20 protein-coding genes and 1 pseudogene are annotated in these 22,244 nt (G+C 68.9%); 7 read left to right on the top strand and 14 right to left on the bottom strand.

Annotated elements, in window-relative coordinates; translation table 11 throughout:
* A pseudogene (locus E2493_RS21220) lies at positions 1–355 on the top strand (hypothetical protein); the annotation flags it as partial.
* Between the two features lie 30 nt (positions 356–385).
* Here E2493_RS21220 and E2493_RS11040 read toward each other — a convergent pair.
* From E2493_RS11040 to ku, 8 genes are all read right to left on the bottom strand, one after another.
* Complete coding sequence (locus E2493_RS11040; RefSeq protein ID WP_135086708.1) at positions 386–1,078, bottom strand: hypothetical protein; 693 nt, start codon at positions 1,076–1,078, stop codon at positions 386–388.
* Positions 1,075–1,815 (bottom strand): MFS transporter, encoded by a 741-nt coding sequence (locus E2493_RS21225; RefSeq protein ID WP_167737488.1) that lies wholly within the window; start codon positions 1,813–1,815, stop codon positions 1,075–1,077. The genes E2493_RS11040 and E2493_RS21225 overlap by 4 nt, the downstream gene beginning before the upstream one ends.
* 13 nt (positions 1,816–1,828) lie before the next feature.
* Positions 1,829–3,025, bottom strand: coding sequence for a toxic anion resistance protein (locus tag E2493_RS11050; protein WP_135086710.1), 1,197 nt, complete (start codon positions 3,023–3,025; stop codon positions 1,829–1,831).
* 125 nt (positions 3,026–3,150) lie between these two features.
* The gene (locus tag E2493_RS11055; protein WP_135086712.1) at positions 3,151–4,866 is read right to left on the bottom strand and encodes a response regulator; all 1,716 of its coding nucleotides are present in this window, start codon (positions 4,864–4,866) and stop codon (positions 3,151–3,153) included.
* Positions 4,850–6,364, bottom strand: a complete 1,515-nt coding sequence (locus E2493_RS11060; RefSeq protein WP_135086714.1) for an ATPase domain-containing protein — start codon at positions 6,362–6,364, stop codon at positions 4,850–4,852. Before E2493_RS11060 ends, E2493_RS11055 begins: the two co-directional genes overlap by 17 nt.
* Positions 6,365–6,503: 139 nt before the next feature.
* Positions 6,504–6,692 carry a ComEA family DNA-binding protein gene (locus E2493_RS11065; protein WP_135086716.1) on the bottom strand — a complete coding sequence of 63 codons (189 nt, stop codon included), beginning with the start codon at positions 6,690–6,692 and terminating at the stop codon, positions 6,504–6,506.
* Positions 6,693–6,701: 9 nt separating this feature from the next.
* On the bottom strand, positions 6,702–9,296 hold the full coding sequence (ligD, locus tag E2493_RS11070; RefSeq protein WP_135086718.1) for a DNA ligase D: 2,595 nt from the start codon (positions 9,294–9,296) through the stop codon (positions 6,702–6,704).
* 83 nt (positions 9,297–9,379) lie between these two features.
* The gene (ku, locus tag E2493_RS11075) at positions 9,380–10,294 is read right to left on the bottom strand and encodes a non-homologous end joining protein Ku (protein WP_135086720.1); all 915 of its coding nucleotides are present in this window, start codon (positions 10,292–10,294) and stop codon (positions 9,380–9,382) included.
* Positions 10,295–10,442: 148 nt separating this feature from the next.
* On the opposite strand from ku, the gene msrB reads away from it, so the two are divergent.
* Complete coding sequence (gene msrB, locus E2493_RS11080; protein ID WP_135086722.1) at positions 10,443–10,892, top strand: peptide-methionine (R)-S-oxide reductase MsrB; 450 nt, start codon at positions 10,443–10,445, stop codon at positions 10,890–10,892.
* A gap of 51 nt (positions 10,893–10,943) precedes the next feature.
* Here the strand turns inward: msrB and E2493_RS11085 are convergent, their stop codons facing one another.
* The 4 genes from E2493_RS11085 to E2493_RS11100 form a co-directional block, all read right to left on the bottom strand.
* Positions 10,944–11,462 (bottom strand): SRPBCC domain-containing protein, encoded by a 519-nt coding sequence (locus E2493_RS11085; RefSeq protein ID WP_135086724.1) that lies wholly within the window; start codon positions 11,460–11,462, stop codon positions 10,944–10,946.
* Complete coding sequence (locus E2493_RS11090; protein ID WP_135086725.1) at positions 11,446–11,805, bottom strand: ArsR/SmtB family transcription factor; 360 nt, start codon at positions 11,803–11,805, stop codon at positions 11,446–11,448. Before E2493_RS11090 ends, E2493_RS11085 begins: the two co-directional genes overlap by 17 nt.
* A gap of 132 nt (positions 11,806–11,937) precedes the next feature.
* On the bottom strand, positions 11,938–12,276 hold the full coding sequence (locus E2493_RS11095; protein ID WP_135086727.1) for a YciI family protein: 339 nt from the start codon (positions 12,274–12,276) through the stop codon (positions 11,938–11,940).
* A gap of 62 nt (positions 12,277–12,338) precedes the next feature.
* Positions 12,339–12,809 carry an Lrp/AsnC family transcriptional regulator gene (locus E2493_RS11100; protein WP_135086729.1) on the bottom strand — a complete coding sequence of 157 codons (471 nt, stop codon included), beginning with the start codon at positions 12,807–12,809 and terminating at the stop codon, positions 12,339–12,341.
* 138 nt (positions 12,810–12,947) lie between these two features.
* On the opposite strand from E2493_RS11100, the gene E2493_RS11105 reads away from it, so the two are divergent.
* The 5 genes from E2493_RS11105 (at position 12,948) to E2493_RS11125 (ending at position 19,367) form a co-directional block, all read left to right on the top strand.
* Positions 12,948–14,156: an amino acid aminotransferase gene (locus E2493_RS11105; RefSeq protein WP_318531692.1), complete on the top strand. Its 1,209-nt coding sequence runs from the start codon at positions 12,948–12,950 to the stop codon at positions 14,154–14,156.
* Positions 14,149–16,233 carry an alpha-ketoacid dehydrogenase subunit alpha/beta gene (locus E2493_RS11110; RefSeq protein ID WP_135086733.1) on the top strand — a complete coding sequence of 695 codons (2,085 nt, stop codon included), beginning with the start codon at positions 14,149–14,151 and terminating at the stop codon, positions 16,231–16,233. Before E2493_RS11105 ends, E2493_RS11110 begins: the two co-directional genes overlap by 8 nt.
* Positions 16,233–17,444: a dihydrolipoamide acetyltransferase family protein gene (locus tag E2493_RS11115; RefSeq protein ID WP_135086735.1), complete on the top strand. Its 1,212-nt coding sequence runs from the start codon at positions 16,233–16,235 to the stop codon at positions 17,442–17,444. The genes E2493_RS11110 and E2493_RS11115 overlap by 1 nt, the downstream gene beginning before the upstream one ends.
* A 57-nt stretch (positions 17,445–17,501) precedes the next feature.
* Entirely contained in the window at positions 17,502–18,317 is an 816-nt protein-coding gene (locus E2493_RS11120) for a formate/nitrite transporter family protein (protein ID WP_135086737.1), read from the top strand.
* 69 nt (positions 18,318–18,386) lie between these two features.
* Positions 18,387–19,367, top strand: coding sequence for a glucokinase (locus tag E2493_RS11125; RefSeq protein ID WP_135086739.1), 981 nt, complete (start codon positions 18,387–18,389; stop codon positions 19,365–19,367).
* Positions 19,368–19,382: 15 nt separating this feature from the next.
* Here the strand turns inward: E2493_RS11125 and E2493_RS11130 are convergent, their stop codons facing one another.
* Complete coding sequence (locus E2493_RS11130) at positions 19,383–20,156, bottom strand: glutaminyl-peptide cyclotransferase (protein WP_135086741.1); 774 nt, start codon at positions 20,154–20,156, stop codon at positions 19,383–19,385.
* Positions 20,153–22,171 (bottom strand): phenylacetic acid degradation bifunctional protein PaaZ, encoded by a 2,019-nt coding sequence (gene paaZ / locus E2493_RS11135; protein WP_135086743.1) that lies wholly within the window; start codon positions 22,169–22,171, stop codon positions 20,153–20,155. The genes E2493_RS11130 and paaZ overlap by 4 nt, the downstream gene beginning before the upstream one ends.
* Positions 22,172–22,244 lie beyond the last annotated feature (73 nt).

Genomic DNA, 22,244 nt, shown 5'->3' on the forward strand with positions numbered 1-22,244 from the left:
CCACGAACGACCGCATGAGGCGCTCGGCCAGACGCCTCCGGCGCAGCACTACACGCCGTCCTCGCGTCAGCTGCCGGAGCAGCTTGCCGAGCCAGACTATCCGCGTGAGGCCATTGTGCGACGGGTACGCTCGAGCGGCGAAATACGATGGCCAGGCGGTCTGATCTACGTGTCCGAAGCCCTGATCGGCGAGGTGGTCGCGATCGAAGAAACCGCCGATGGCGAGTTGCGCATGCGCTTTTTCGATACACCCCTGGCCGTGCTGGACCTCCGGCAGAAGCGTCTTCGAAGACTGGGTGTGCCCGCGCGCGGGCACACCCAGTCTCCAAATCTGTCACCCATCTATCCGGTCTAAAGTGTCACCCACCCATCCGCTGGACAGAGTTCAGTGCCCGAGGTCGTCGCGGTAGCGGGCGTCGAGGTAGCGGCCGTGGGTCTCGACGCGCATGCGCTCGTCGCGGCTCGCCTCGTGGGTCAGCCGCGCCACTTCCTCCGCGATCGTGCCGAGGCCCCGCTCGAAGCGCACTCGGGTCTCGACGTCGGTCTCGCGGGTCTGGGAGGGCAGGTTGCACCACGCCTGGACGAGGTTGGGAAGGTGCTCGCCGAGCAATTTGCGCGCATCCCAGGCGAGCGACGAGCCCGGGTCGATGCGGCCGAGATGCGGCGGCAGATCGCCGAGGTTGACGAGGATCGCGTCGATCGCTGCGGCGGCGGTCTGCGGCAGATGCATGCGCTGGTCGAGCAGCCACTCCTCGGCCTGGCCGGGCAGCGCCGCCAGCTCCTCGCGGGAGAAAGAGGACGTCCGCCGCTTCGGCAGCAGGCCGGACGCGGCGAGCCCTGCGACCGCCGCGGCGCCCGCTGCCAGCGCCGCGGAGGTGACCGGCGCAAAGGCGATGCCGACGCCGAATGCCCCGACTGCGAACACGCCGGCGACCGCGCCCGCCTTCTTTGCGTTCTGCATCGCCTGGCGCTGCCGGCGCTCCTGCCGCCGCTTCTCGGCGTCGCGCACGGCCTTCGTCTTGATGTGGCGGCGGACGAACTCCTCGGCCGCCCTGAACGCGTCGCCGAGGCCGATCATTGGCCGTCGAGGCCGCCACTGTCCTTGTAGCGGCTTTCGATGAAGCGACCCTGGGTCTCGAACTTCTGCCGCTCGCTCTCGGCGAGCTTGGCGGCGATGTCGTCGAGGCTGCCGCGGGCGGCGTCGAGGCTGGAGACGAGGCGCTCGTCAACGGTCAGGCCCTCGCCGTCGCGCTCGCTGCGATAAGCGGCGGGGACGCGCTCGTAGCGCTCGAGCAGGTCGGGAAGGTGCTTGCCCATCAGCCGGCGCGCATCCTGCGCCAGCGGATCGAGCGGATCAAGCTCGCCGAGCCGCGATTCGAGTAGGGGCAGGGTGGCGCTGATCTCGTCCACCCGGCGCGCGGCGGGGGCCGGCAGCGCGGCGCGCTCGCGAACCAGCAGGCTGTCGAGCTGGCGGACGACGGTGCGGGTCGGCAGGTCCTCGCTATAGGCGACGCGTTTCGGCTCGGCCGGCCAGAAGGAGAAGAGCAAGAGGATCACGAGGGTGAGGAAGGCGACGACGAACAGGCCGTTGATGCCGATCGGCCCGACGATCAGCCCGAAGGCGATCGTCGCGACGATCAGGGCCGTGATCGCGGCGCCCATGCCGGCGAGGCGCTTGCCGACCGAGCGCGCGGTCCGCGCATAGCCGCGGCGCCGGGCGGCGGCCGCCGCCTGCGAGGCGTTGCCGTCGTAGCGCGCGACCACCTCGTCGAAGCGGGCGATCGCCTGGTCTACACCGCGGGGGTGGCGGGGCATCTAGTGTCCGTCCTCACCGCTCGATCGGTGCGAGCAGCGACTGGGTGGCGCTGCCGCCGGCGAGGCGGTTCTGCTCGACGCCCTCGGCCCGGGCGATGTAGCCGCGGCTCTTCTCGACCTCGCTGGTCAGCGTGTTCACCGTCTGCTTCATGCTCGACAGCGCCTCGACCTTGAATTGATCGATCGAGTCCATCGTGTCGTAGATGTTCTGGAAGGCGCGCTGCAGCGTCTCGAGCGGGATCGTCGACGAGGCGGCCTGCTGGTGGATCGTCGCCGTCTGACTCTTCAGCAGATTGCCGGTGGTGTCGATGATGTTGGCGGTCGTCGTGTTGAGCGCGGTGATCTGATCGAGCACGAGCCGCTGGTTGGTCAGCGCCTGGGCGACGGTCACCGCGGTGCGCAGCGCCGAGACCGTGGTGGTCGAGGCGCGGTCGACGCCCTTGATCAGCTCGACATTGTTCTTCTTGACGAGATCGAGCGCGAGATAGCCCTGCACCGTCACCGCCATCTGGGTGAGCAGATCGGTGGTGCGCTGGCGGGTGTAGAACAGCGCGCTCTCGCGGATCGCCTTGGCCTTCGCCGGCTCGGTCGCGTCGAGATCGTTCGCTTTCTCCTCGAGCTTGGCGTCGAGCAGCTTCGAGATGTGGATCATCTGCTCGAGCTGGCCCATCGTCTTCCACAGCGACGCGCGCTCGGTGTCGATCGCGGCATTGTCCATCAGCAGCTCGTCCTTGCCCGAGCCGAGCCGGGCGAGGATGGTCGAGATGTGGCTCTGCGCCGATTTGTAGCCGTCGAAATAATTGCGCAACTTGGTGCCGAACGGGATGATCCCGAACAATTTCTTGGGCGCGAGGAGATTGCCCTGTTTGCCCGGATCGAGATCCTCGACGGTGCGGCGCAGCTCGGTGAGATCGGCGCCGATGCCGGTATCGGAATCGATCGCCTTGACCGGCCGGTCGAGGAAGCGGTTCGAGGCGCCCGCCGCCTCGGCGATCTGCTTGCGGCCCATGTTGGTGAGCTCGTCGACCTTGCGGCCGAACTCGGGGCTGTTCGCGTCAACGGCGACAAGCTCGGCGACGAACTTGTCGGCAACGGTCTCGAGCTTCGACTTCACGCCTTCCTCGATCGGCACCAGGCCGGCGGCCTGCTCCGGCTCGACCGTGGCGAGCGCCTCGGGCGCCTCCAGCTTGAGCTTGGTGTCGGTGGCCATCCATTCCCTCCCTTGGGTGCTTGTCGCTAGATGGGGCAGGCGGGCCGCTTAGCGCAAGGGGCTAGTGTGTTGTATGTCTAAGTCAGTGGCCGGCGCGGCGGCTCGGCAGTGCTCTGAACACCCGGTCAGGGGCGGCGGAGCTCGACGACGTTGCCGCCCGGCGGGGCTTCGGCCAGCGCCTCGCTGATCAGCGCCGCGACCTCGGCGATCCGATACGGTTTCTTGAGCAGCCGCTCGTCGGAGAGACTGGCACCGAAGGTCTGGAAATCGGCATAGCCGGTGGCGAAGACGACCGGCAGGTCCGGCCGAAGCTCGCGGACGCGGCGGGCGAGCTCGACGCCGTTGATCCCGGGCATCGCCACGTCGGTGAGCAGAAGGGCGAAGCCGTCCGCCTCGAGCGCCTTCAGCGCGGCGTCGCCGCCGTTCGCCGCCTCCACCTCATAGCCGAGCTCCTCGATCATCGCGGCGGCGACGAGGCGCACATCGTCGTCGTCGTCGACGACGAGGATGCGGGTGCGCGGACGCGGGCGCACCTCGAGATAGGCGGGCTGCGCCGTCTCACGAGCCTGTTCGGTGCGCGGCAAATAGATGGTCACGGTGGTCCCTTCGCCCTCGCAGGTCTCGATGCGCGCGGTGCCGCCGGACTGGCGGGCGAAGCCGTAGAGCTGCGCGAGGCCGAGGCCGGTACCCTTGCCCTGCTCCTTGGTGGTGAAGAAGGGTTCGAAGGCGCGCGCGAGCACGGCGGGCGACATGCCGGTGCCGGTGTCGGAGACGGAGAGGGCGACATATTCGCCCGGGGCGAGCTCGCCGGCCAGAGCGGGGGGCACGCTCTCCTGATTGGCGGTCGCGATGGTGAGGCGGCCGCCGGCGGGCATCGCGTCGCGCGCGTTGATCGCGAGGTTGAGGATCATCACCTCGAGCTGGGTCGGATCGGCGAGCGCCTGCCAGAGATTGGGCTCGAGCCGGGTCTCGACGCGCACGTGGCGGCCGATCGTGCGGGCGAGCAGATCGCCCATGCCGGAGATGATGTCGTTGGGCTGCAGCGGGGTCGGGGACAGGCGCTGGCGGCGGGAGAAAGCGAGGAGCTGGGCGGTCAGCCGGGCGCCGCGCTCGGCGGCCTGGAGCGCGTTGCCGGCGAGGCGGCGCAATTTCTCGTCGTCGGTGCGGCGCAGCAGCAGGTCGAGCGAGCCGACCACGGCGGTGAGCAGATTGTTGAAATCGTGGGCAATGCCGCCGGTCAGCTGGCCGACCGCCTCCATCTTCTGGGCCTGGACCAGCCGCGCCTCGGCCCGCTCGCGCTCCGCGATCTCGGCGGTCAGCCGGTCGTTGGCGGCGGCGAGGTCGCGGGTGCGGTCGGCGACCTTGGCCTCGAGCGTGTCGGCGAGCTCGCGCAGTTGCGCCCGGGCGGTCTCGAGATCGGCGAGATGCTGCGCAGCGAGCCGCTGACGGCGGCGGCCGCGCCGTGCCGCGCGCGCCGCGCTGATCAGCGAGGCGGGGTGGAGCGGCCGCTCGAGGATGGTGACGTTGACCAGCTCCTCGAGCGACCGCGAGCCCTGGCGCGTCTCGCCGCGCCGGCTGAGCAGCACGAACGGGAAATCGGACCAGGGCGGCTGCCGGTCGAGCGCCTCGCGCAGCTGGGCGCTGTCGATGCGCGACAGCGCGTCGTCGGTGACGATCGCGCCGGCGGTGTCGCCGGCGATCAGCGCGGCGAGCAGCGCCTCGCCGTCATGATCGGCGCGCCAGGAAAGGCCGGCGCTGGCGAGCAGCTCGCCGATCACCTGAGCGTCGCGCCCCGACGGCGCGATCACCAGGAAGGCGTCGTCCTCAGGCCGGCCGGTCACCACGGTTCACCAGGAGGTCGTCATTATTCCCTTCGAGCACCGGCACGCCGGTGAGCACGCCGCGGAAGCCTTCCAGCCTGCTGCCGACGCGGATACCGCCGCCGTCGATCATCAGCTCGCGGATGGTCGACTCGTGCGGGCCGGTCCGTTTCTTCAGCATCGAGAGCGCGCGCCGGATCTCGCCGCGCGCCTCGAAGAAGCGCAGGAGGATGACGGCGTCGGAGAGGTAGGTGAGATCGACCGGCGACTGCATCGAGCCGATCATCCCGCTCTGGGCGAGGATCAGGAAGGTGAGCACGCCCTGCTGGTTCAGATAGGTGACGATCTCGTGCATCTGGAGCAGCATGAACTGCTCGTGCGGCATCGCGTGCTGGTAGCCGGAGAGCGAATCTAGCACGACGATGCAGACGCCGTCCTCGACCTGCTGGCGGAGCAGGCCGGTGAGCTCGCCCGGGGAGAGCTCGGCAGGATCGACCTGGCGGAAGGTGAAGCAGCCATTCTCGACGAACGGCGCGAGATCCATGCCGAGGCCACGGGCGCGGCGCATGAACACGGCCTCGGTCTCGTCGAAGCTGACGAAGAAGGCGCGGTCGCCGCGCACCAGCCCGGCGTGCACATATTGGAGGACGAGGGTCGACTTGCCGGCGCCGGACGGGCCGACGACGAGGTTGGTCGTGCCGTGATCGAGACCGCCGCCGACCAGAGCGTCGAGCTCGCGGATGCCGCTCGCCGCCTGGGCATGGGCATTTCCCGCATCGGGGTGGGAGGCGGCGACCAGGCGCGGGAAGATCTCGATGCCGCCGGTGCGGATGCGGATGTCGTGATAGCCGCCCTGGAAGGCGCGGCCGCGCATCTTCCAGACGCGCAGCCGCCGGCGCTCGGCGCCGTAGGGTACGGCGATCTGATCGAGGCGGATGACGCCGTGCGCGAGGCTGTGAAGGCTGAGATCGTCCTCGTTCTGGGTGAGATCGTCGAGGAACAGCACGGTGCAATTATGCTGCGCGAAGTAATGCTTCAGCGCCAGCACCTGGCGGCGGAAGCGCAGCGGCCCCTGCGCCAGGAGGCGGATCTCCGAAAGGCTGTCGAACACGATCCGCGCCGGCGCCACGCGCTCGACCTCTTCCATCACCATTCCGACCGTCTCGCCGAGCTCGAGATCGGAGGCGTAGACGATCGATTGCTCGCGCTCGGAGTCGAGGCTGAGCTCGGGCGGGATCAGCTCGAAGATCTCTATGCCGTCGAGGCTCCAGCCGTGCGCGGCCGCGCCGTGCAGGATCTCGTTCCGGCTCTCGGACAGGGTGATGTAGAGGCAGCGCTCGTCCTTGCGCTTGCCCTCGAGCAGGAATTGCAGGCCGAGCGTCGTCTTGCCCGAGCCGGGCTCGCCCTCGACCAGATGGACGCGATTGGCCGCAAAGCCGCCGGCGAGGATGTCATCCAGTGGCCGGAGTCCCGACGACACGGGGCCGCCTTCGTCGAGCAGTTCCTTCTCCGCGGCCATCATGATCCTTCCGAGGTCGAGCGGCCGCTTCCCCGGCGGGCCCGGTGTCCGGCGGCGCTAGCAGATGTTCCCTGGACGAAACAGAGCACAAAGACCGGCTTGCCGGGACAGGCGGGCGGCTCCCCGCGCGCCGGCCGTGTCATACCCGGAGCTGCTTCAGCGTCGCCTCGTCGACCTTGCCGGTCAGGCCAGGCACCTCGTCGAGCTCGCGCAGCTCGGTGAAGCCGCCGCGCTCCTCGCGGTAGCGCACGATCTCGTGCCCGTGGCCCTTCAGGCCCTCCAGCGCGTCGAACTCGTCCTGGCTCGCCTGGTTGATGTCGATTGCCATCGTCGCTCCTCACAGATCCGGCAGCACTTGCGACGTCTCGCCCCAGCCCTCCAGGGCGCGGCTCGAGACGCGTTCGAGCAGGAGAGCGGAATCGCGCACGGTGAAGCGGGCGCCGCTCTCCATCTCGTCGAGCTCGTCCCAGCTGATTGGCGCAGAGACCGGCGCGCCTTCGCGGGCGCGGCTCGAATAGGGCATGATCGCGGTCGCGCCGCGCTGGTTGCGCAGATAGTCGAGGAACATCCGGCCCTTGCGCTTGGCCTTGGCGAGATTGGCGGTGAAGCGCTCCGGCTCCGCCGTGGCGAGGGCGACGCAGAAGCGCTGGGCGAAATCCTTGACCTCCGGCCACTCGGCCTCGGGGGTGAGCGGCACGACGACGTGGAGCCCCTTGCCGCCGGTCAGCAGCGGGAAGCTGACCAGCCCCATGTCGGCCAGATAGCGGTGGAGATCGCGCGCCGCGCGCCTGGTTTCGGCGAAATCGAGCCCCTCGTCCGGATCGATGTCGAAGATCAGCCGGTCCGGCTTCTCGACGTCGGCGACCGACGAGCCCCAGCCGTGGAACTCGATCGTGCCCATCTGAACGCAGGCGATCAGCCCGGCGACATCCTCGACATAGACGTAATCCTCGATCTCGCCCTTTTTCTCCTCGATCTCGATCTGGTGGACCTGCGGCCCGAAGCTGCCGGTATTGTGCTTCTGGAAGAAGCATTTCTTGCCGCGCCCCTGGGGGCAGCGCACCAGGCTCAGCGGCCGGTTCGCGGACCAGACCGCCATCAGCGGGCCGACGACTCGATAATAATCGACCAGTTCCTGCTTGGTGACGCCGGAATCGGGAAAGATGACCCGCTCGGGATTGGTGATCCTGATGCCGTCGTCGCGCGGCGCCGGCAGGGGCTGGGGCAGCTCGCGCACCACCTCCTCGGCCGCCTTGTCGGCGCGCAGGCCGAGGAAGCTCGGGTGGCGGACGACGCCTTCCGAGGTGAATTCGGTGAAGGCGACCTCGGCGACCATCTCCGGCCGCACCCAGTGCGCGCCGCGGGCGTCGGGCCGCGGCACCGCGGTGGGTGGCGTCTTCACCTCGATCCGCCGCATCCGCTTCAGCAGGTCCTGGATCGTCGCCATCGAGAAGCCGGTGCCCACCTTGCCGACGTAGCGCAGCGACCCGCCCTCGTTGACGGCGAGCAGCAGGGAGCGGAAACCGCGCGCCTTCGCCTCGCTGGGAGTCCAGCCGATGATGACGAACTCCTGGCGCTGGATGCACTTCACCTTCAGCCAGCATCTGGTGCGGGTCGAGCGATAGGGCGCCTCGGCGCGCTTGGAGATGATCCCCTCCTGGGCCGCCTCGCACATCGCCTGGAAAAGCTCCTCGCCATGGCCGACGATATGCTCGGCGTAGAGGAGGGTGGGGGGCTTGCCCTCGCCGACGAGCGCGGCGAGCCGCGCCTTGCGCTCGATGTTCGGCAGCCTGGTCAGATCCTCGCCGTCGATCTCGAGTGCGTCGAACAGGAACAGGGTGAGGCCGCGGCCGCCCTCGCCGATCGCCTGCTGCAGCGCCGAGAAATTGCTCGAGCCCTTGTCGTCGAGGCTGACGATCTCGCCGTCGAGCAGCGCCGAGCCGACCTCCAGCGACGCCGCGGTCTCGACGATCTCGGGGAATTTGTCCGACCAGTCGAGGCCGGAGCGCGTGTAGACTTTCGCTCTGCCGCCGCCGATCGCCAGCAGGCAGCGATAGCCGTCGTACTTCATCTCGTGGATCCAGCCGGACCCGGGCGGCACGTGATCGGCGAGCGTCGCCTTCTGCGGCTCGCGGAAGGCGGGTAATCCTCCCCGAGCTTTGCTCGGGGAGGGGGACCGCGCCGCGGAGCGGCGTGGTGGAGGGGCTGGCACGGAGTCATTGCCAGCCCCTCCACCGCTCGCCTTCGGCGATCGGTCCCCCTCCCCGAGGCGAGCTCGGGGAGGATCTTTCTTGCTCGGCTTCAGCCCGTCCACCCAGCTCTTCAGCTCCTTGCGCGTCCGGCCCGCGGCGATCTCGCCCATCGTGCGGCCGGTCTTGATGCTGGTGAGATATTGCTCGACGAGGCCCATCGAGCCGCCGGCATGCTCGTCGGTGACCTTCTTCAGGATCCAGTTCTCGGCGCGGTCGCGGGGGCGGCCCTTCAGGCGGAACATGACCCACTCGCCCTTCATCCGCTCGCCGTCGAGGGTGAAGTGGAGATGGCCTTCCTCCAGCGTCTTGCGCGGGTCCTTGCCGGGATGGGGGAGCCAGATGCCGCGGTCCCACAGCATCACCGTGCCGCCGCCATATTCGCCCTTGGGGATGGTGCCCTCGAAGGTCGCGTAGGAGAGGGGGTGATCCTCGGTGCGCACCGCCAGCCTCTTGTCGGCGGGGTTGAGGCTCGGACCGTTCGGCACCGCCCAGCTCTTCAGCACGCCGTCGAGCTCGAGCCGGAAATCCCAGTGGAGTCGGGTGGCGTCGTGCTTCTGGACCATGAAGCCGTGCCCCTCGCCCCAGGAGAGAGAGTCGAAACTGCCCTTCGGCTCCGCCGTCTTCGAGAAATCCCGCTTGCGATTATAGGTCTCGAGCGGGTCGGCGGGTTTGACAGCCACCTAGATCCTCCCTTTCGAGGGGAGGAGAGGGATGCTCGGTTCGCCGGAGGTTTGTCGAGACTGCCCAATCACATGCCCAGATCTCACGCGCGCGTCCTCGTCGGCGGCGCCTTGTCGGCGGTTTTCTTCGCCGGCGCCTTCTTCGCAGGCGCCTTGGCGGCGGGCTTCTTCGCCGACGCGGCCTTCTTGCTGCCGTCCGTGTCCGCGCCGCTGCCGCCCGGCTTCTCGATCGAGCGCTTCAAGGCGGCCATCAGGTCGATGACGTTGGTGCCGCGCGCCGGGGCGGCGTCTTCTTCGGCGTGGATGGTCTTGCCCTTGCGCTTGCGCTCGATCAGCTCCTGCAGCGCCTCGATGTAGCGGTCGTGATATTTGGACGGCTCGAACTCGTCGGTCTTGCGCTCGATCAGGGTCTCGGCAAGGTCGAGCAATTCCTCGTCCGGCTTGGCGTCGGAGATGTCGCGGAAATAGTCGCGTGCCTTGTTGACCTCGTCGGCGTAGCGCAGGGTCTCGAGCACCAGGCCCCGGCCACAGGGCTTGACGCTGACCAGATATTCGCGGCCCCTGAGCGCCAGCTGGCCGACGCCGACCTTGCGCGTCCGGCGCAGCGCCTCGCGCAGCACGATGAACGCCTCCTCGGCGAGATCGTCAGCCGGCACGACGAAATAGGGCTTTTCGTAATAAAGGACGTCGATCTCGTCATAATCGACGAACTGGGTGAGCTCGAGCGTCTTCTTCGATTCGAGCTTCACCGCCTCAAGCTCCTCGTCGTTGAGCAGCACGTAGGAGCCCTTCTCGTACTGATAGCCCTTGACGATCTCCTCGGGATCGACCGGCCCGACGCCGGGCACGACCTTCTCGTACTTGATCCGCTTGCCGGTCGGCTCGTGGATCTGGTTGAACGCGATCGACGCGCCGCTCTTCGTCGCGCTGAAGATCTCGACCGGGATCGAGACCAGGGCCAGCCTGATCTGCCCCTTCCAATAGGCGCGTGCCGCCATCTTTTGTCACTCCGGATCGATTCGTATCCGATTCAATCGACGGAAGGGGCGCGGGTTCCTTGGGGCGCGCGAGCGGCGGAGCCCGACGACGGTGGGATGTGGCACTCCCGCCCGGCCGACCCCATATCGGGCGGGAAGGGAGACGCGCATGAGCCGATACGAGAAGAACGAGGCGGCGATCGCCGCGCTGACGCCGGAGCAATATTGGGTAACGCAGGAGAGCGGCACCGAGCGGCCGGGCAGCGGCGAATATCTCCACAACAAGGCGCCCGGCATCTATGTCGACATCGTCTCGGGCGAGCCGCTGTTCGCCTCGTCCGACAAATATGAATCCGGCTGCGGCTGGCCGAGCTTCACCAAGCCGATCGAGCCCGCGCATGTCGCCGAGCTGCGCGACACCAGCCACGGCATGGTGCGCACCGAAGTCCGTTCGGCGCATGGCGACAGCCACCTCGGCCATGTGTTCGAGGACGGGCCGCGCGACCGCGGCGGCCTGCGCTATTGCATCAACTCGGCCTCGCTCCGCTTCGTGCCGCGCGAGGAGATGGAAGCGCAGGGCTATGGCGCCTATCTCGACCAAGTCGAGGACGTCGCCTGAGCGAGGGCACCGGCGGGGTTGCCGCCGGCGACGCCGCGCCCCTCACTGGCTCTAGCGGTCGTTCTCCGCGGCCAGCGTACCGACCAGGGCCTCGAGCTGCTCGAGCTGCTCGCCCCAGCCGCTGGTGCTGCCCGAGGCGACGGCCTCGTCGAGCGCCTCCTTGGACGGATAGAGCTCAGAGACGACGACGAGGGTCGCGCCGCCGCGCTCCTCGAAGCTGACGGTGGTGACCGCGCCGGCCTCGTCGCCTTCCTCGTTGGTCCAGACGATGCGGCTGGGCGGCGTGACCTCGAGGTAGCGGCCGAAGAAGGCCATCGGCTGCTCCATCGATGGATGGCGCATGACCAGGCGGTAGCTGCCGCCGGTGCGGACGTCGGCCTCGAACGAGACGAGGGTAAGGCCGAACGACTGGGGCACCCACCAAAGCTGGAACAATTCGGGCCGGCTCCACGCCTCGAACACGATCCGGGCGCGGCCGTTGACGGTCCGCGTCACCACCAGCTCACGGTCGGAGCGCCGTTCCACATTGGTCGCATTGCTCGCGGCGACCGGCCTAGCTGCCTCGTTCATTGTCCGTCTCCCTTCTGATCATGTCTTCGACGACGGTGTCGAGGGCGGCGAAGCGCGCGTCCCAGACCTGCCGATAGCGTTCGATCCAGGCCGCCTCTTCGGCGAGGCCGCGGGCGCCGAGCCGGCATCTGCGCACCCGGCCGACCTTCTCGGTCGCGACCAGCCCCGCCCGTTCGAGCACGGCGACGTGCTTCTTCATGCCGGTGAGGGTCATGCGGAAGGTGTCGGCGAGATCCGAGATCGAGGCGTCGGCGCGGCGCAGCTGCTCGAGCACGCCGCGCCGCGTCGCGTCCGACAAAGCGGCGAACGAGGCATCGAGGCGGGCGTCGACAAACTGAACCATATGGTTCAGTGTTTACGTGGAAGGGAACCGCGATGCAAGGCCGGATCGGCGAGATCGCCGGTCCGGGCCGCGAAGAGGGCGAGCGATTGCCGGTCGGACGGCGGAGATAAGTATTGTGTCCCCGATTTGGGATCAGCTCGCCGGGTCGTACATGAAGGCGCGGAGTTCCTGCGGGCAGCGGCAGGCGGTTGCGAGCTTCCGCGCCCAGTGGAGGGCGGCTTCGCGGGTCGGCAACTCGAGCACGGCAAAGCCGCCGGTCAGTTGGACGCCGGGATAGGTTTCGGCGGAGGCCGCACCGTCGGCGGAGACGAGGATCGGTTCGACGCTCTCGTCGATGCCGCCGGCGAAGACGTAGACGCCGGCCGCCTTGGCCTCCTCGATCACCGCACGCGCCGCGTCGCCGACCGCCGGGAGCTCGTCGGCGCCGACCTGCATCGCGTCCGCGGGGAAGGAGATCAGATATTTGGTCATGGCGCGATGATGCCGAGCGCGTCGGGGCGAGGCAAGCGCCCTGGCCCCCCTCCCGCTGCTGCTCAGACGGGGATCTCGGTCGTGTACTTGACCTGGCGCAGCGCGAAGTTGCTGGCGGCGTGGGCGACGCTCGGATGGGCGAGGACGCCGCGCATGATGAAGCGGTCGTAGTCGGCGACGTCGCGCACGGCGATGCGCAGCAGATAGTCCCATTCACCCGACATCGCGTAGCATTCGACGATCTCCTCGCGCGACTGGATGAAGTCCTCGAACTCGGCGCGCGATTCCACCGTCTGCCGAGTCATCCGCACCTGGCAGAGCACGTTGACCGCGCGGCCGAGCGCCTGCGGGCTGGCGAGCCGGACGGCGCGGCCGAGCACCTCGTCCTTCTCGAGCTGACGGACGCGGCGCCAGACCGAGGCGGCCGAGGCGCCGACCCGTTCGGCGAGCGCGGCGTGGCTGAGGCCGGCGTCGCGCTGCAGCTCGCGGACGATTCGGCGGTCGATCGCATCGAGTTGATCGCTTTCTTTCATGTTCGTTGATGTAGCGGAACGAACGTTTCAATTCCACTGCCGAGACCGCGAGATCAGATAAGCATTTTCATGCCCTGCGGGATAAGCGTAGGAGCATGCCGAGCCGCCCGCGGGGGGCGGTCCAGGCAGGAGGTTCAATTGGCGGACGCAGCGACTTCGAACGGCAGGCCCGGTCTGTTCGACAGGCTCGAGGAGCAGAAATCGGACAGCCTCCTGCAGCTGATCGCGCTGTGCAACGCCGATCCCCGCGCAGAGAAGATCGACGTCGGCGTCGGCGTCTATCGCGACGCGGCCGGCGGCACGCCGATCCTGCGCGCGGTCAAGGAGGCCGAGAAGATCCTGCTCGAGACGCAGGACACCAAATCCTATCTCGGCTCACAGGGCGACGCGCGCTTCGTCGAGCTGATCAAGCCGATCGTGTTCGGCGAGGCCGCCGCGGCCGACGACCGCATCGTCGGCGTGCAGACCCCCGGCGGCTGCGGCGCGCTGCGGCTCGGCGCCGAGCTGATCGTCAAGGCGAACCGCGCCGCCCGCATCTTCGTCGGCCAGCCGACCTGGCCCAACCATGCGCCGCTGATCGAATGCGCCGGCGTCGAGATGGTCGCCCATCCTTATTACGACCGCGACACGCAGACGATCACGTTCGACGCGATGATGGACGCGCTCGAAGGCGCCAATGCCGGCGATCTGATCCTCCTCCACGGCTCGTGCCACAATCCGACCGGCGCCGATCTGGCGCCCGACCAGTGGCGCACGATCGCCGAGCTGGTCGCCCGCCGCGGCCTCGTGCCGTTCGTCGACCTCGCCTATCAGGGCCTCGGCAACGGCCTCGAGCAGGACGCCGAAGGCACCCGCCTGGTCGTCGAGGCGGCCGAACAGGCGCTGGTGGCGCAGAGCTGTGACAAGAACTTCGGAATCTATCGCGAACGGACCGGCTGCCTGTTCGTCAAGGCGTCCGACGCGCGTGGCGCCGGCGTGGTGATGGGCAATCTGCTCGGCCTCGCCCGCACCATGTGGTCGATGCCGCCGGATCACGGTGCGGCGGCGGTGCGCATCGTCCTCGACGATGCCGACCTGCGCCGCGACTGGCGCGCCGAGCTCGACGAGATGTGCGCCCGGATTCGCGCGATCCGCGCCCGCCTCGCCGCGGCCGACCCGCGCCTTGCCTATATCGACCGGCAGAACGGCATGTTCTCGATGCTGCCGCTGTCGAAGGAGCAGGTCCTCGCGCTGCGCGACGACCACGGTATCTACATGGCGGATTCCGCCCGCATCAACATCGTCGGCCTCTCGGACGAGAGCGTCGACCGGTTCGCGCGCGCGGTGGTGGAGAAAATGGATGGCTGACGGGACCCTGGTCGAGACGGAGGCCCGCGCGGATGCGCCCGATCCCGCCTTCGACTGGGACCACATCGCCTATCTGGTCCACGTCAGCCGGGCGATGGACCGGCTGGAGGAGGAAAGGCTCGTTCCCGAGCGCAAGGTCCTCTACCAATTCTCCGCCCGGGGCCACGATCTCGCCCAGATCCTGCTCGGCTCGCGCCTGACCCACGCCAAGGACGCGACCTGCGGCTATTACCGCTCGAGGCCGCTGCTGCTGGCGCTCGGCGTGCCGCTCGAGGACGCGCTCGCCTCCGGCATGGGCCGGGAGGGCGGCTATTCGGACGGCCGCGACATCGGCGTTGTGTTCAATTATCCGAACCCGGGCGGGCCGCCGGCGCTGCCGATGTCGGGCGGGGTCGGCGCGCAATATACGCCGACCGCCGGCTGGGCGCAGGCGATCGATTATTATCGCGAAGTGCTCGGTAGCCGGGCGCACGATGGCGCGATGGCGCTGGTGCTGGGCGGCGACGCCTCGGTCGCGACCGGCGGCTTCTGGTCGGCGCTGACCATCGCCACCACCCAGACGCTGCCGATGCTGTTCTACGTCGAGGACAATCAATACGGCATCTCGGTCCCGGCCGCCTACCAGACGCCGGGCGCCGACATCTCGAAGAACCTGGCGAGCTTCGGCGGCCTCGAGATCTTCTCCGGCGACGGCACCGATCCGGCCGAGGCGGCGCGGCTCGTCCTCGCCGCCACCGCGCACGTGCGCAGCGGGGCGGGGCCGGCGCTGCTCCACCTGCGGGTGCCGCGGCTCCAGGGCCACAGCTTCCAGGACACGCAGGCGTACAAGAGCGACGAGACGGTGCGCGGCGAATGGGCCCGCGACCCGCTGCCCAAGCTCAAGGACTTCCTGGTCGGCTCGGTCCTCAGCGAGGCGCAATGGGACGGCATCGCCGAAGCCGCCGAAGCCGCTGTCGAGGCGGCGCGGGCGGCCGCCGAGGCGCGCGGCGTGGCCGATCCGGCGACCGTGATGGAAAACGTCTTCTACGAAGGCGAGATGCAGCGTGTCGGCGGCCAGTGGACCCACGGTTATCGCGCGCCGAAATGCCATGACGAGCCGAAGCCGGACGGCCAGCGGATCAACATGGTGACCGCGATCCGGCGCACGCTCGACCATGAGCTCGAGATCAACCCGCGCGTCCTGCTGTTCGGCGAGGACATCGGCCCCAAGGGGGGCGTCCATGCCGTGACGCTCGGTCTGCAGGAGAAATATGGCGCGAGCCGTGTGTTCGACACCAGCCTCAACGAGGAAGGGATCATCGGCCGCGCGGTCGGGATGGCGCTCGCCGGGCTGATGCCGGTGCCGGAGATCCAGTTCCGCAAATATGCCGAGCCGGCGACCGAGCAGATCAACGATTGCGGGACGATGCGCTGGCGCACCGCCAACCGCTTCGCCGCGCCGATGGTGCTGCGCATTCCCGGCGGCTTCTTCAAGTGCGGCGATCCCTGGCACAGCCAGACCAACGAGGTGCAGTTCGTCCACAATCCCGGCTGGCTGGTCGCGGTGCCGTCGAACGCCGAGGATGCCGTCGGCCTGCTCCGCGCGGGCCTCCGCGGCAACGATCCGGTGATCTTCTTCGAGCATCGCGCGATGCTCGACGATTCCTGGGCGCGCCGGCCCTATCCGGGCGACGGCTACGTCCTGCCGTTCGGGCGAGCGAAGAAGACCAGGCAGGGCGACGACATCACGATCGTCACCTGGGGCGCGATGGTGCCCCGCTGCGAGGAGGCCGCGAAGGACGTCTCGGCCGACGTCATCGACCTCAGGACCCTGGTGCCCTGGGATCGCGAGATGGTGCTGGATTCGGTGCGCCGCACCCGCCGCTGCCTGATCGTCCACGAGGATCTGAAGACCGGCGGCTTCGGCGCCGAGATCGCCGCGGTGGTGGCCGACGAGGCCTTCCTCGACCTCGACGCGCCAGTCGCGCGGGTGACGATGCCGGACATACCGAGCCCGCACAATCCGGTGCTGCTCAACTGGGCGGTGCCGAGCGTGGAGCGGATTCGCGCCAAGATCGACGAGCTGGTGGGCTTTTGATGTTCGACGTCATCGTCCCGATGGAGCAGGAGGGCACCAAGGCGGTCGTCCGGGCCTGGCTGAAGAAGGTCGGCGACCGCGTCGAGGTCAACGATCCTCTGGTCGAGCTCGAGACCGACAAGGTCGCCATGGAGGTTCCGGCGCCCGCGGCCGGCGTGCTGCGCGAGATCCTCCTCGACAGCGACGCCGAGGCGGTGCCGGGCGCGATCCTCGGCCGCATCGCCCCCGTCGCCGAGGTGATCGGTCACGAGCCTCCGCCCGTGACGCGCGAGACGGCGCCGGCGGCAGCGGCGGCCGCGGAGCCCCGGCCCGACCTTCGCGATCCCGAGCTCCGGCTCTCGCCGGCGGTGAAGCGGGCCTGCCTGCAGCACAATATCGATCCCAAGACGATTGCGGGCAGCGGTCGTGACGGGCGGGTGACACGCGCCGACGTCGACCGCGCGGTCGAGCAGGCGCGGCGCGCACCGGCAAAGGCGCCCGCAGGCGCCGCTGCGCCGTCCGACGGCGCGATCCGCTCGCACGACGTGCCGCATGACCGCATGCGGCTGAAGATCGCCGAGAACATGCTGAGCTCGGTCACCCAGGCGCCGCACGTCACCGCCGTGTTCGAGGCCGATTTCAGCGCGATCATCGCCCATCGCGAACGGCACAAGGCCTCCTTCGCGGCGCGCGGCGTCAGGCTCACCTACAGCGCCTATTTCGTCGCTGCGGCGGCCGAGGCGATGAAGGTCGCCCCGGCGATCAACAGCCGCTGGCATTCCGACCGGCTCGAGATCTTCGACGACGTCAACATCGGCGTCGGCACTGCGCTCGGCGAGAAGGGGCTGATCGTCCCGGTTCTGCGGCGGGTCCAGGCGCTGTCGCTGGAGGGGGTCGCCGCCGGACTCGAGGCGCTGGTCGAGAAGGCGCGCAGCGAGAGCCTCACCGCGCGCGACGTCTCGGGCGGCACCTTCACCATCTCCAACCACGGCGTCTCCGGCTCGCTGTTCGCCAGTCCGATCATCATCGCCCAGCCGCAATCGGCGATCCTCGGCATCGGCAAGCTCGAGAAGAGGGTGGTGGTGCGCGAGATCGGCGGCCAGGACGCGATTCTGATCCGGCCGATGGCTTATGTCTCGCTGACCATCGACCATCGCGTCGTCGACGGTCACCAGACCAATGCCTGGCTGACCCGCTTCGTCGAGGTGCTGGAGAGCTGGCCCGCCGATTGAGCGGAACTTCGGCGCGGCGCGGACGATTGGCCGCGGCGACAGCCCGGAGAAGCGCTGATGGCCGAGGACGATACTCCACTCAGCGAGACCGAGGAACGCGACGTCGAGGAGCGCAGCGCGCCCAAGGCCAAGATCGTCCACGCGGCCGTGGTGCGCCAGGGCAAGGACGAGCTCGAGCGGCCGCTCTCCTCCCTGTTCTGGTCGGGCGTGGCCGCCGGGGTCGCGATCATGGCGTCGCTGTCGACCGAGGCGGGCCTCCACCATCGCCTGCCCGATGCGCCCTGGCGCGAGGCAGTCTCGGGGCTCGGCTACAGCCTCGGCTTCCTGATCGTCATCCTCGGCCGCATGCAATTGTTCACGGAGCAGACCATGGTGGCGGTGCTGCCGCTCGCCCAGTCGCCGAGCTTCGCCCGGCTCGGACGGGTGGCGCGCCTGTGGAGCGCGGTGTTCGGCGGCAATCTGGTCGGCGTTGCCCTGATCACGGCGGCAGCCGTGTTCGGCCACCTCCAGTCGGAGGAGATGACGGGCGCGATGATCGAGGTCTCGGCCAAGCTCCAGGAGAAGACGCCCGCCGCGACCTTCCTCCAGGCCATTCCCGCCGGCTTCCTGATCGCCTCGGTCGCGTGGATCCGCTCGGCCGCGAACGAGAACGGCTTCTGGATCGTGCTCGCGCTCACCTATGCGATCGCGATCGGCGGCTTCACCCATGTAATCGCCGGCGCGGCCGAGGCTTTCTTCCTGCTGTGGAGCGGCCACGGCTCGCCCGCCTGGGTACTCGCCGGCTTCCTGCTGCCGGCGCTCGCCGGCAACATCGTCGGCGGCACGGGTCTGTTCGCGATGCTCGCCCATGCCCAGGTCAAGGAGGAGCTGTAGCGCTCTCTGGACAGGGTTAACGGCTTGTTAGCCTCGTCCGGCTAGGTCGCCGTCGGGGGAGAGGGACCGATGGAGCGAAGGCTTGTCGGCGCGATCGACGGCGACGACGTCGCGTTCGCGCTCATCAAGGATGCGGGCACCGGCACGGACGGGCCGCGGATCGAGGAGGTGCGGCGATCGCCGACCACCGCCTTTCCGACCTTCACCGACGCGCTCCAGGACTATATCCGCGCCCACGGGCTCTCGACGGAGAGCATCCGCTTCGGCCTCGCCGTTGCCGGGGTCTCGCGCGGCGACGTGATTACCCTGCCGAATTGCCGCTGGTTCGTCTCGGTGAGCGGCCTTCGCGCCTTCCTGCGCAGCGACCCGCTCATCCTCAACGATTTCGCGGCCACGGCCTGGGCGCTCCCGAACGTCGGTTCGAGCCAGCTGGTCCGGATCGGCTCGCGGCCAGTGGCGCCGCCACGGGAGCGGGGGACCTATCTGATCGTCGGCACCGGCAGCGGCCTCGGCATGGCGATCCTGTCGATCGGACGCGACGGCAATGTGGTCGTGATCGAGAGCGAAGGCGGCCATGCCAGCTTCGCGCCGCAGAATGCCGACGAAGACGCGCTTCTGGCGACGCTTCGCCGCCGCTTCGGCCACGTCTCGTTCGAGCGGCTGCTGTCGCGGACCGGCCTCGAAAACCTCTACGACGCGCTCGCCGCCGAAGCCTCGCGCCCGGCCGCCGCACCGAGCCCGTCCAGCCGGATCATCGCGGCGGCGATCTCGGGCACCGACCCGCTGGCGGTGCGTGCCGGGCGCCTCTACGCCGGCATCCTCGGCGCGTTCGTCGGCAACCAGGTGCTCACCGCCGGCGCTTGGGACGGCGTGTTCCTTGTCGAGCCTATGCTCGGCGAGATGGTGCAGATCCTGGCGTCGGGACCGTTCCGCAGCCAGCTCGCCGGCAAGGGCCGCATGGCGCGCCAGCTGGAGGCGGTGCCGACGGCGTGGCTGGACAGCCGCTCGGCGAACCTGGCCGGAGCCGCGGCGGCGCTCGCCGCGTCCTGATCCTGATCGCGTGGTTCAGCGCTGCCGGGACGGCTGCAGCAGGTCGATCTCGAACAATTTGCTCCAGTTCTTGCCGGTGACGAACAGGCGGTCGCGGGCCTCGTCATAGGCGATGCCGTTGAGCACGGCGTCGTCGCTCCCCGGCGCCGCCTCGCGGACCAGCGGCGCAAGATCGATCCAGCCCTTCACCCGGCCGCTCTTCGGATCGATCCGGGCGATACGGGTGGTCATCCAGACGTTGGCGAAGATCTCCCCCTTCACCCATTCGAGCTCGTTGAGGCTCGCCACCGGCTGGCCGTTGTCGGTCACGTCGATCCGCTTCCGCTCCGCCATGGTCAGCGGATCGAGCACGCGGATCTGCGCGGTGCCGTCGCTCATGTAGACGTGGCTCTTGTCCCGGGTGAGGCCCCAGCCTTCCCCCGGATAATGGAAGGCGGCGGTCTGCTGGAAATCGCCACGCTTCCAGCGGAAGCCGATCTCGTGCTGCCAGGTGAGGCTGATGATCTCGTCGCCCCAATCGACGATGCCTTCGCCGAAATAGCGGCTGGGCAGCGAGACCGAGCGCAGCACCTTGCCGTCCTCGAGCCGCACCTCGCGGATCGTCGAGCGACGGTTGAGGCCGGTGCTCTCGTAGAGCTTGCCGTCGAGCCAGATCAGCCCCTGGGTGAAGGCGCCCGGATCGTGCGGGTAGGTCGCGACGACCTTGTAGCCATAGACCGGAGTCTCCCGCGCGAAGGCGGAGCAGCCGGTGGCGACCAGCAGGAAGAGGAGGAGGGCCGCGCGGATCACGGCCGGTTCATCGTCAGGAGGTCGTAGGACGCGACCACCTCGTCCTTCTGGTTGAACACGAACACCGCCCAGCGCACCTCGCCCATCTCCTCGTTGCGGACCGACCTGGTCTTGACGGTCAGCTCTACCCGCATCGCGTCCCCCGGATAAAGCGGCGTCAGGAAGCGCAGGCCTTCGAGGCCGTAATTGGCCAGCACGGGTCCCGGCGCGGGATCGACGAACAGGCCCGCCGCGAAGCTCAGGATCAGATAGCCGTGGGCGACGCGTCCGTCGAAGATCGGGTTCGCTCTCGCCGCTTCCTCATCCATATGGGCGTAGAAATTGTCGCCGGTGAATTCCGCGAAATGCTCGATGTCCTCGAGCGTCACGATCCGGCTCGCCGTCTTCAGCGTATAGCCGATCTCGAGCTCGGAAATCCGCTTGCGGAACGGGTGGATCTCGCCCTCGGCCTTGGCGGCGCCGGGCAGCCATTGCCGCACCACCCGCGACAGCATCTCCGGCGCGCCCTGCAGCGCGGTGCGCTGCATGTAGTGGGTGACGCCGCGCACGCCGCCCATCTCCTCGCCGCCGCCGGCGCGGCCGGGACCGCCGTGAACGAGGACGGGGAGGGGCGAGCCGTGGCCCGTCGATTCCTTCGCGCTGGTCCGATCGAGGATCATCATCCGCCCGTGATAGGCGCCGGCGCCGAGCACGAACTCCTCGGCCACCGCGCTGTCATAGGTGAACAGCGACAGAGCGAGGCTGCCCATGCCGCGATTGGCGAGCGCCACCGCGTCGGCGAGGTCGCGATAGGGCATGATCGTCGAGACCGGACCGAACGCCTCCACGTCATGGACCGCGGGGCTGCCCCAGGGATCATCGGTGCGCAGCAGGATCGGGCTGATGAAGGCGCCGTTGCCGGCGACCGGCGAGGCGTCAGGGTCGCCGGCGACGATTCGCGCCGAGCGGGTCAGCTCCGTCACTGCCGCGCGGACGCTGGCGAGCTGCGCCCGGCTGGCGAGCGCGCCCATCGTCACGCCTTCCTCGCGTGGATCGCCGATCCGGACCTTGGCGAGACGCTGGCGCAGAGCCTCCTCGAGCGCGTCGATATGCGCGGCCGGCGCCATCGCGCGGCGGATCGCGGTGCATTTCTGCCCCGCCTTGACCGTCATCTCGCGTGCGACCTCCTTGACGAAGAGATCGAACTCCGGCGTGCCGGGCGCCGCGTCGGGGCCGAGCACCGAGGCGTTGAGGCTGTCGCGCTCGGCGATGAAGCGGACGCTCTCGCGGGCGATGACCGGATGGCTCTGGAGCTTCATCGCGGTCTGGGCGGACCCGGTGAACGACACCACGTCCTGCAGCGTCAGATGCTCGAACAGATCGCCGACGCCGCCCATGATCAGCTGCAGCGCGCCGGGCGGCAGGATGCCGGACTCGATCATGATCCGGAAGGCGTGCTCGGCGACATAGCCGGTCGACGAGGCCGGCTTGACGATCGCCGGCACGCCGGCGAGCAGGGTCGGCCCGAGCTTCTCGAGCATGCCCCAGACCGGGAAGTTGAAGGCGTTGATGTGCAGGGCGACGCCCTGCAGCGGGGTGAAGACGTGCTGGCCGACGAAGCTGCCATGCCTGGACAGCATCTCGACATTGCCGTCGACCAGGATGCGGCTGTTGGGCAGCTCGCGGCGGCCCTTCGACGAGAAGGAGAAGAGCGTCCCGGCGCCGCCCTCGATGTCGATCCAGCCGTCGGTGCGGGTCGCGCCGGTCTGCCAGGAGAGCTCGTACAATTCCTCCTTGCGCGCCATGATCGCGAGACCGAGCGCCTTCAGCATGTGCGCGCGCTCGTGGAAGGTCATGCGGCGCAGCGCCGGCCCGCCGACACGGCGGGCGTGATCGAGCATCGCGGCGAAATCGAGCCCGGCGCTGCCGGTGACGGCGATCGTCTCCCCGGTCACGGCGCTCTGCACCTCGGCGAGCGAGGTCGAGGCCGCGTACCATTCGTCCCGCGCGTAATTGAGCAGCGTCTGCGTCTTCAAAGTCCCAAACTCCGTTCGGGCTGAGCCTGTCGAAGCCCTCTCATCATCTTTTCCCACCTTCCACGGAGGAAGG

This window comes from Sphingomonas parva (ex Maeng et al. 2020), from assembly GCF_004564275.1.
Taxonomy (GTDB): domain Bacteria; phylum Pseudomonadota; class Alphaproteobacteria; order Sphingomonadales; family Sphingomonadaceae; genus Allosphingosinicella; species Allosphingosinicella parva.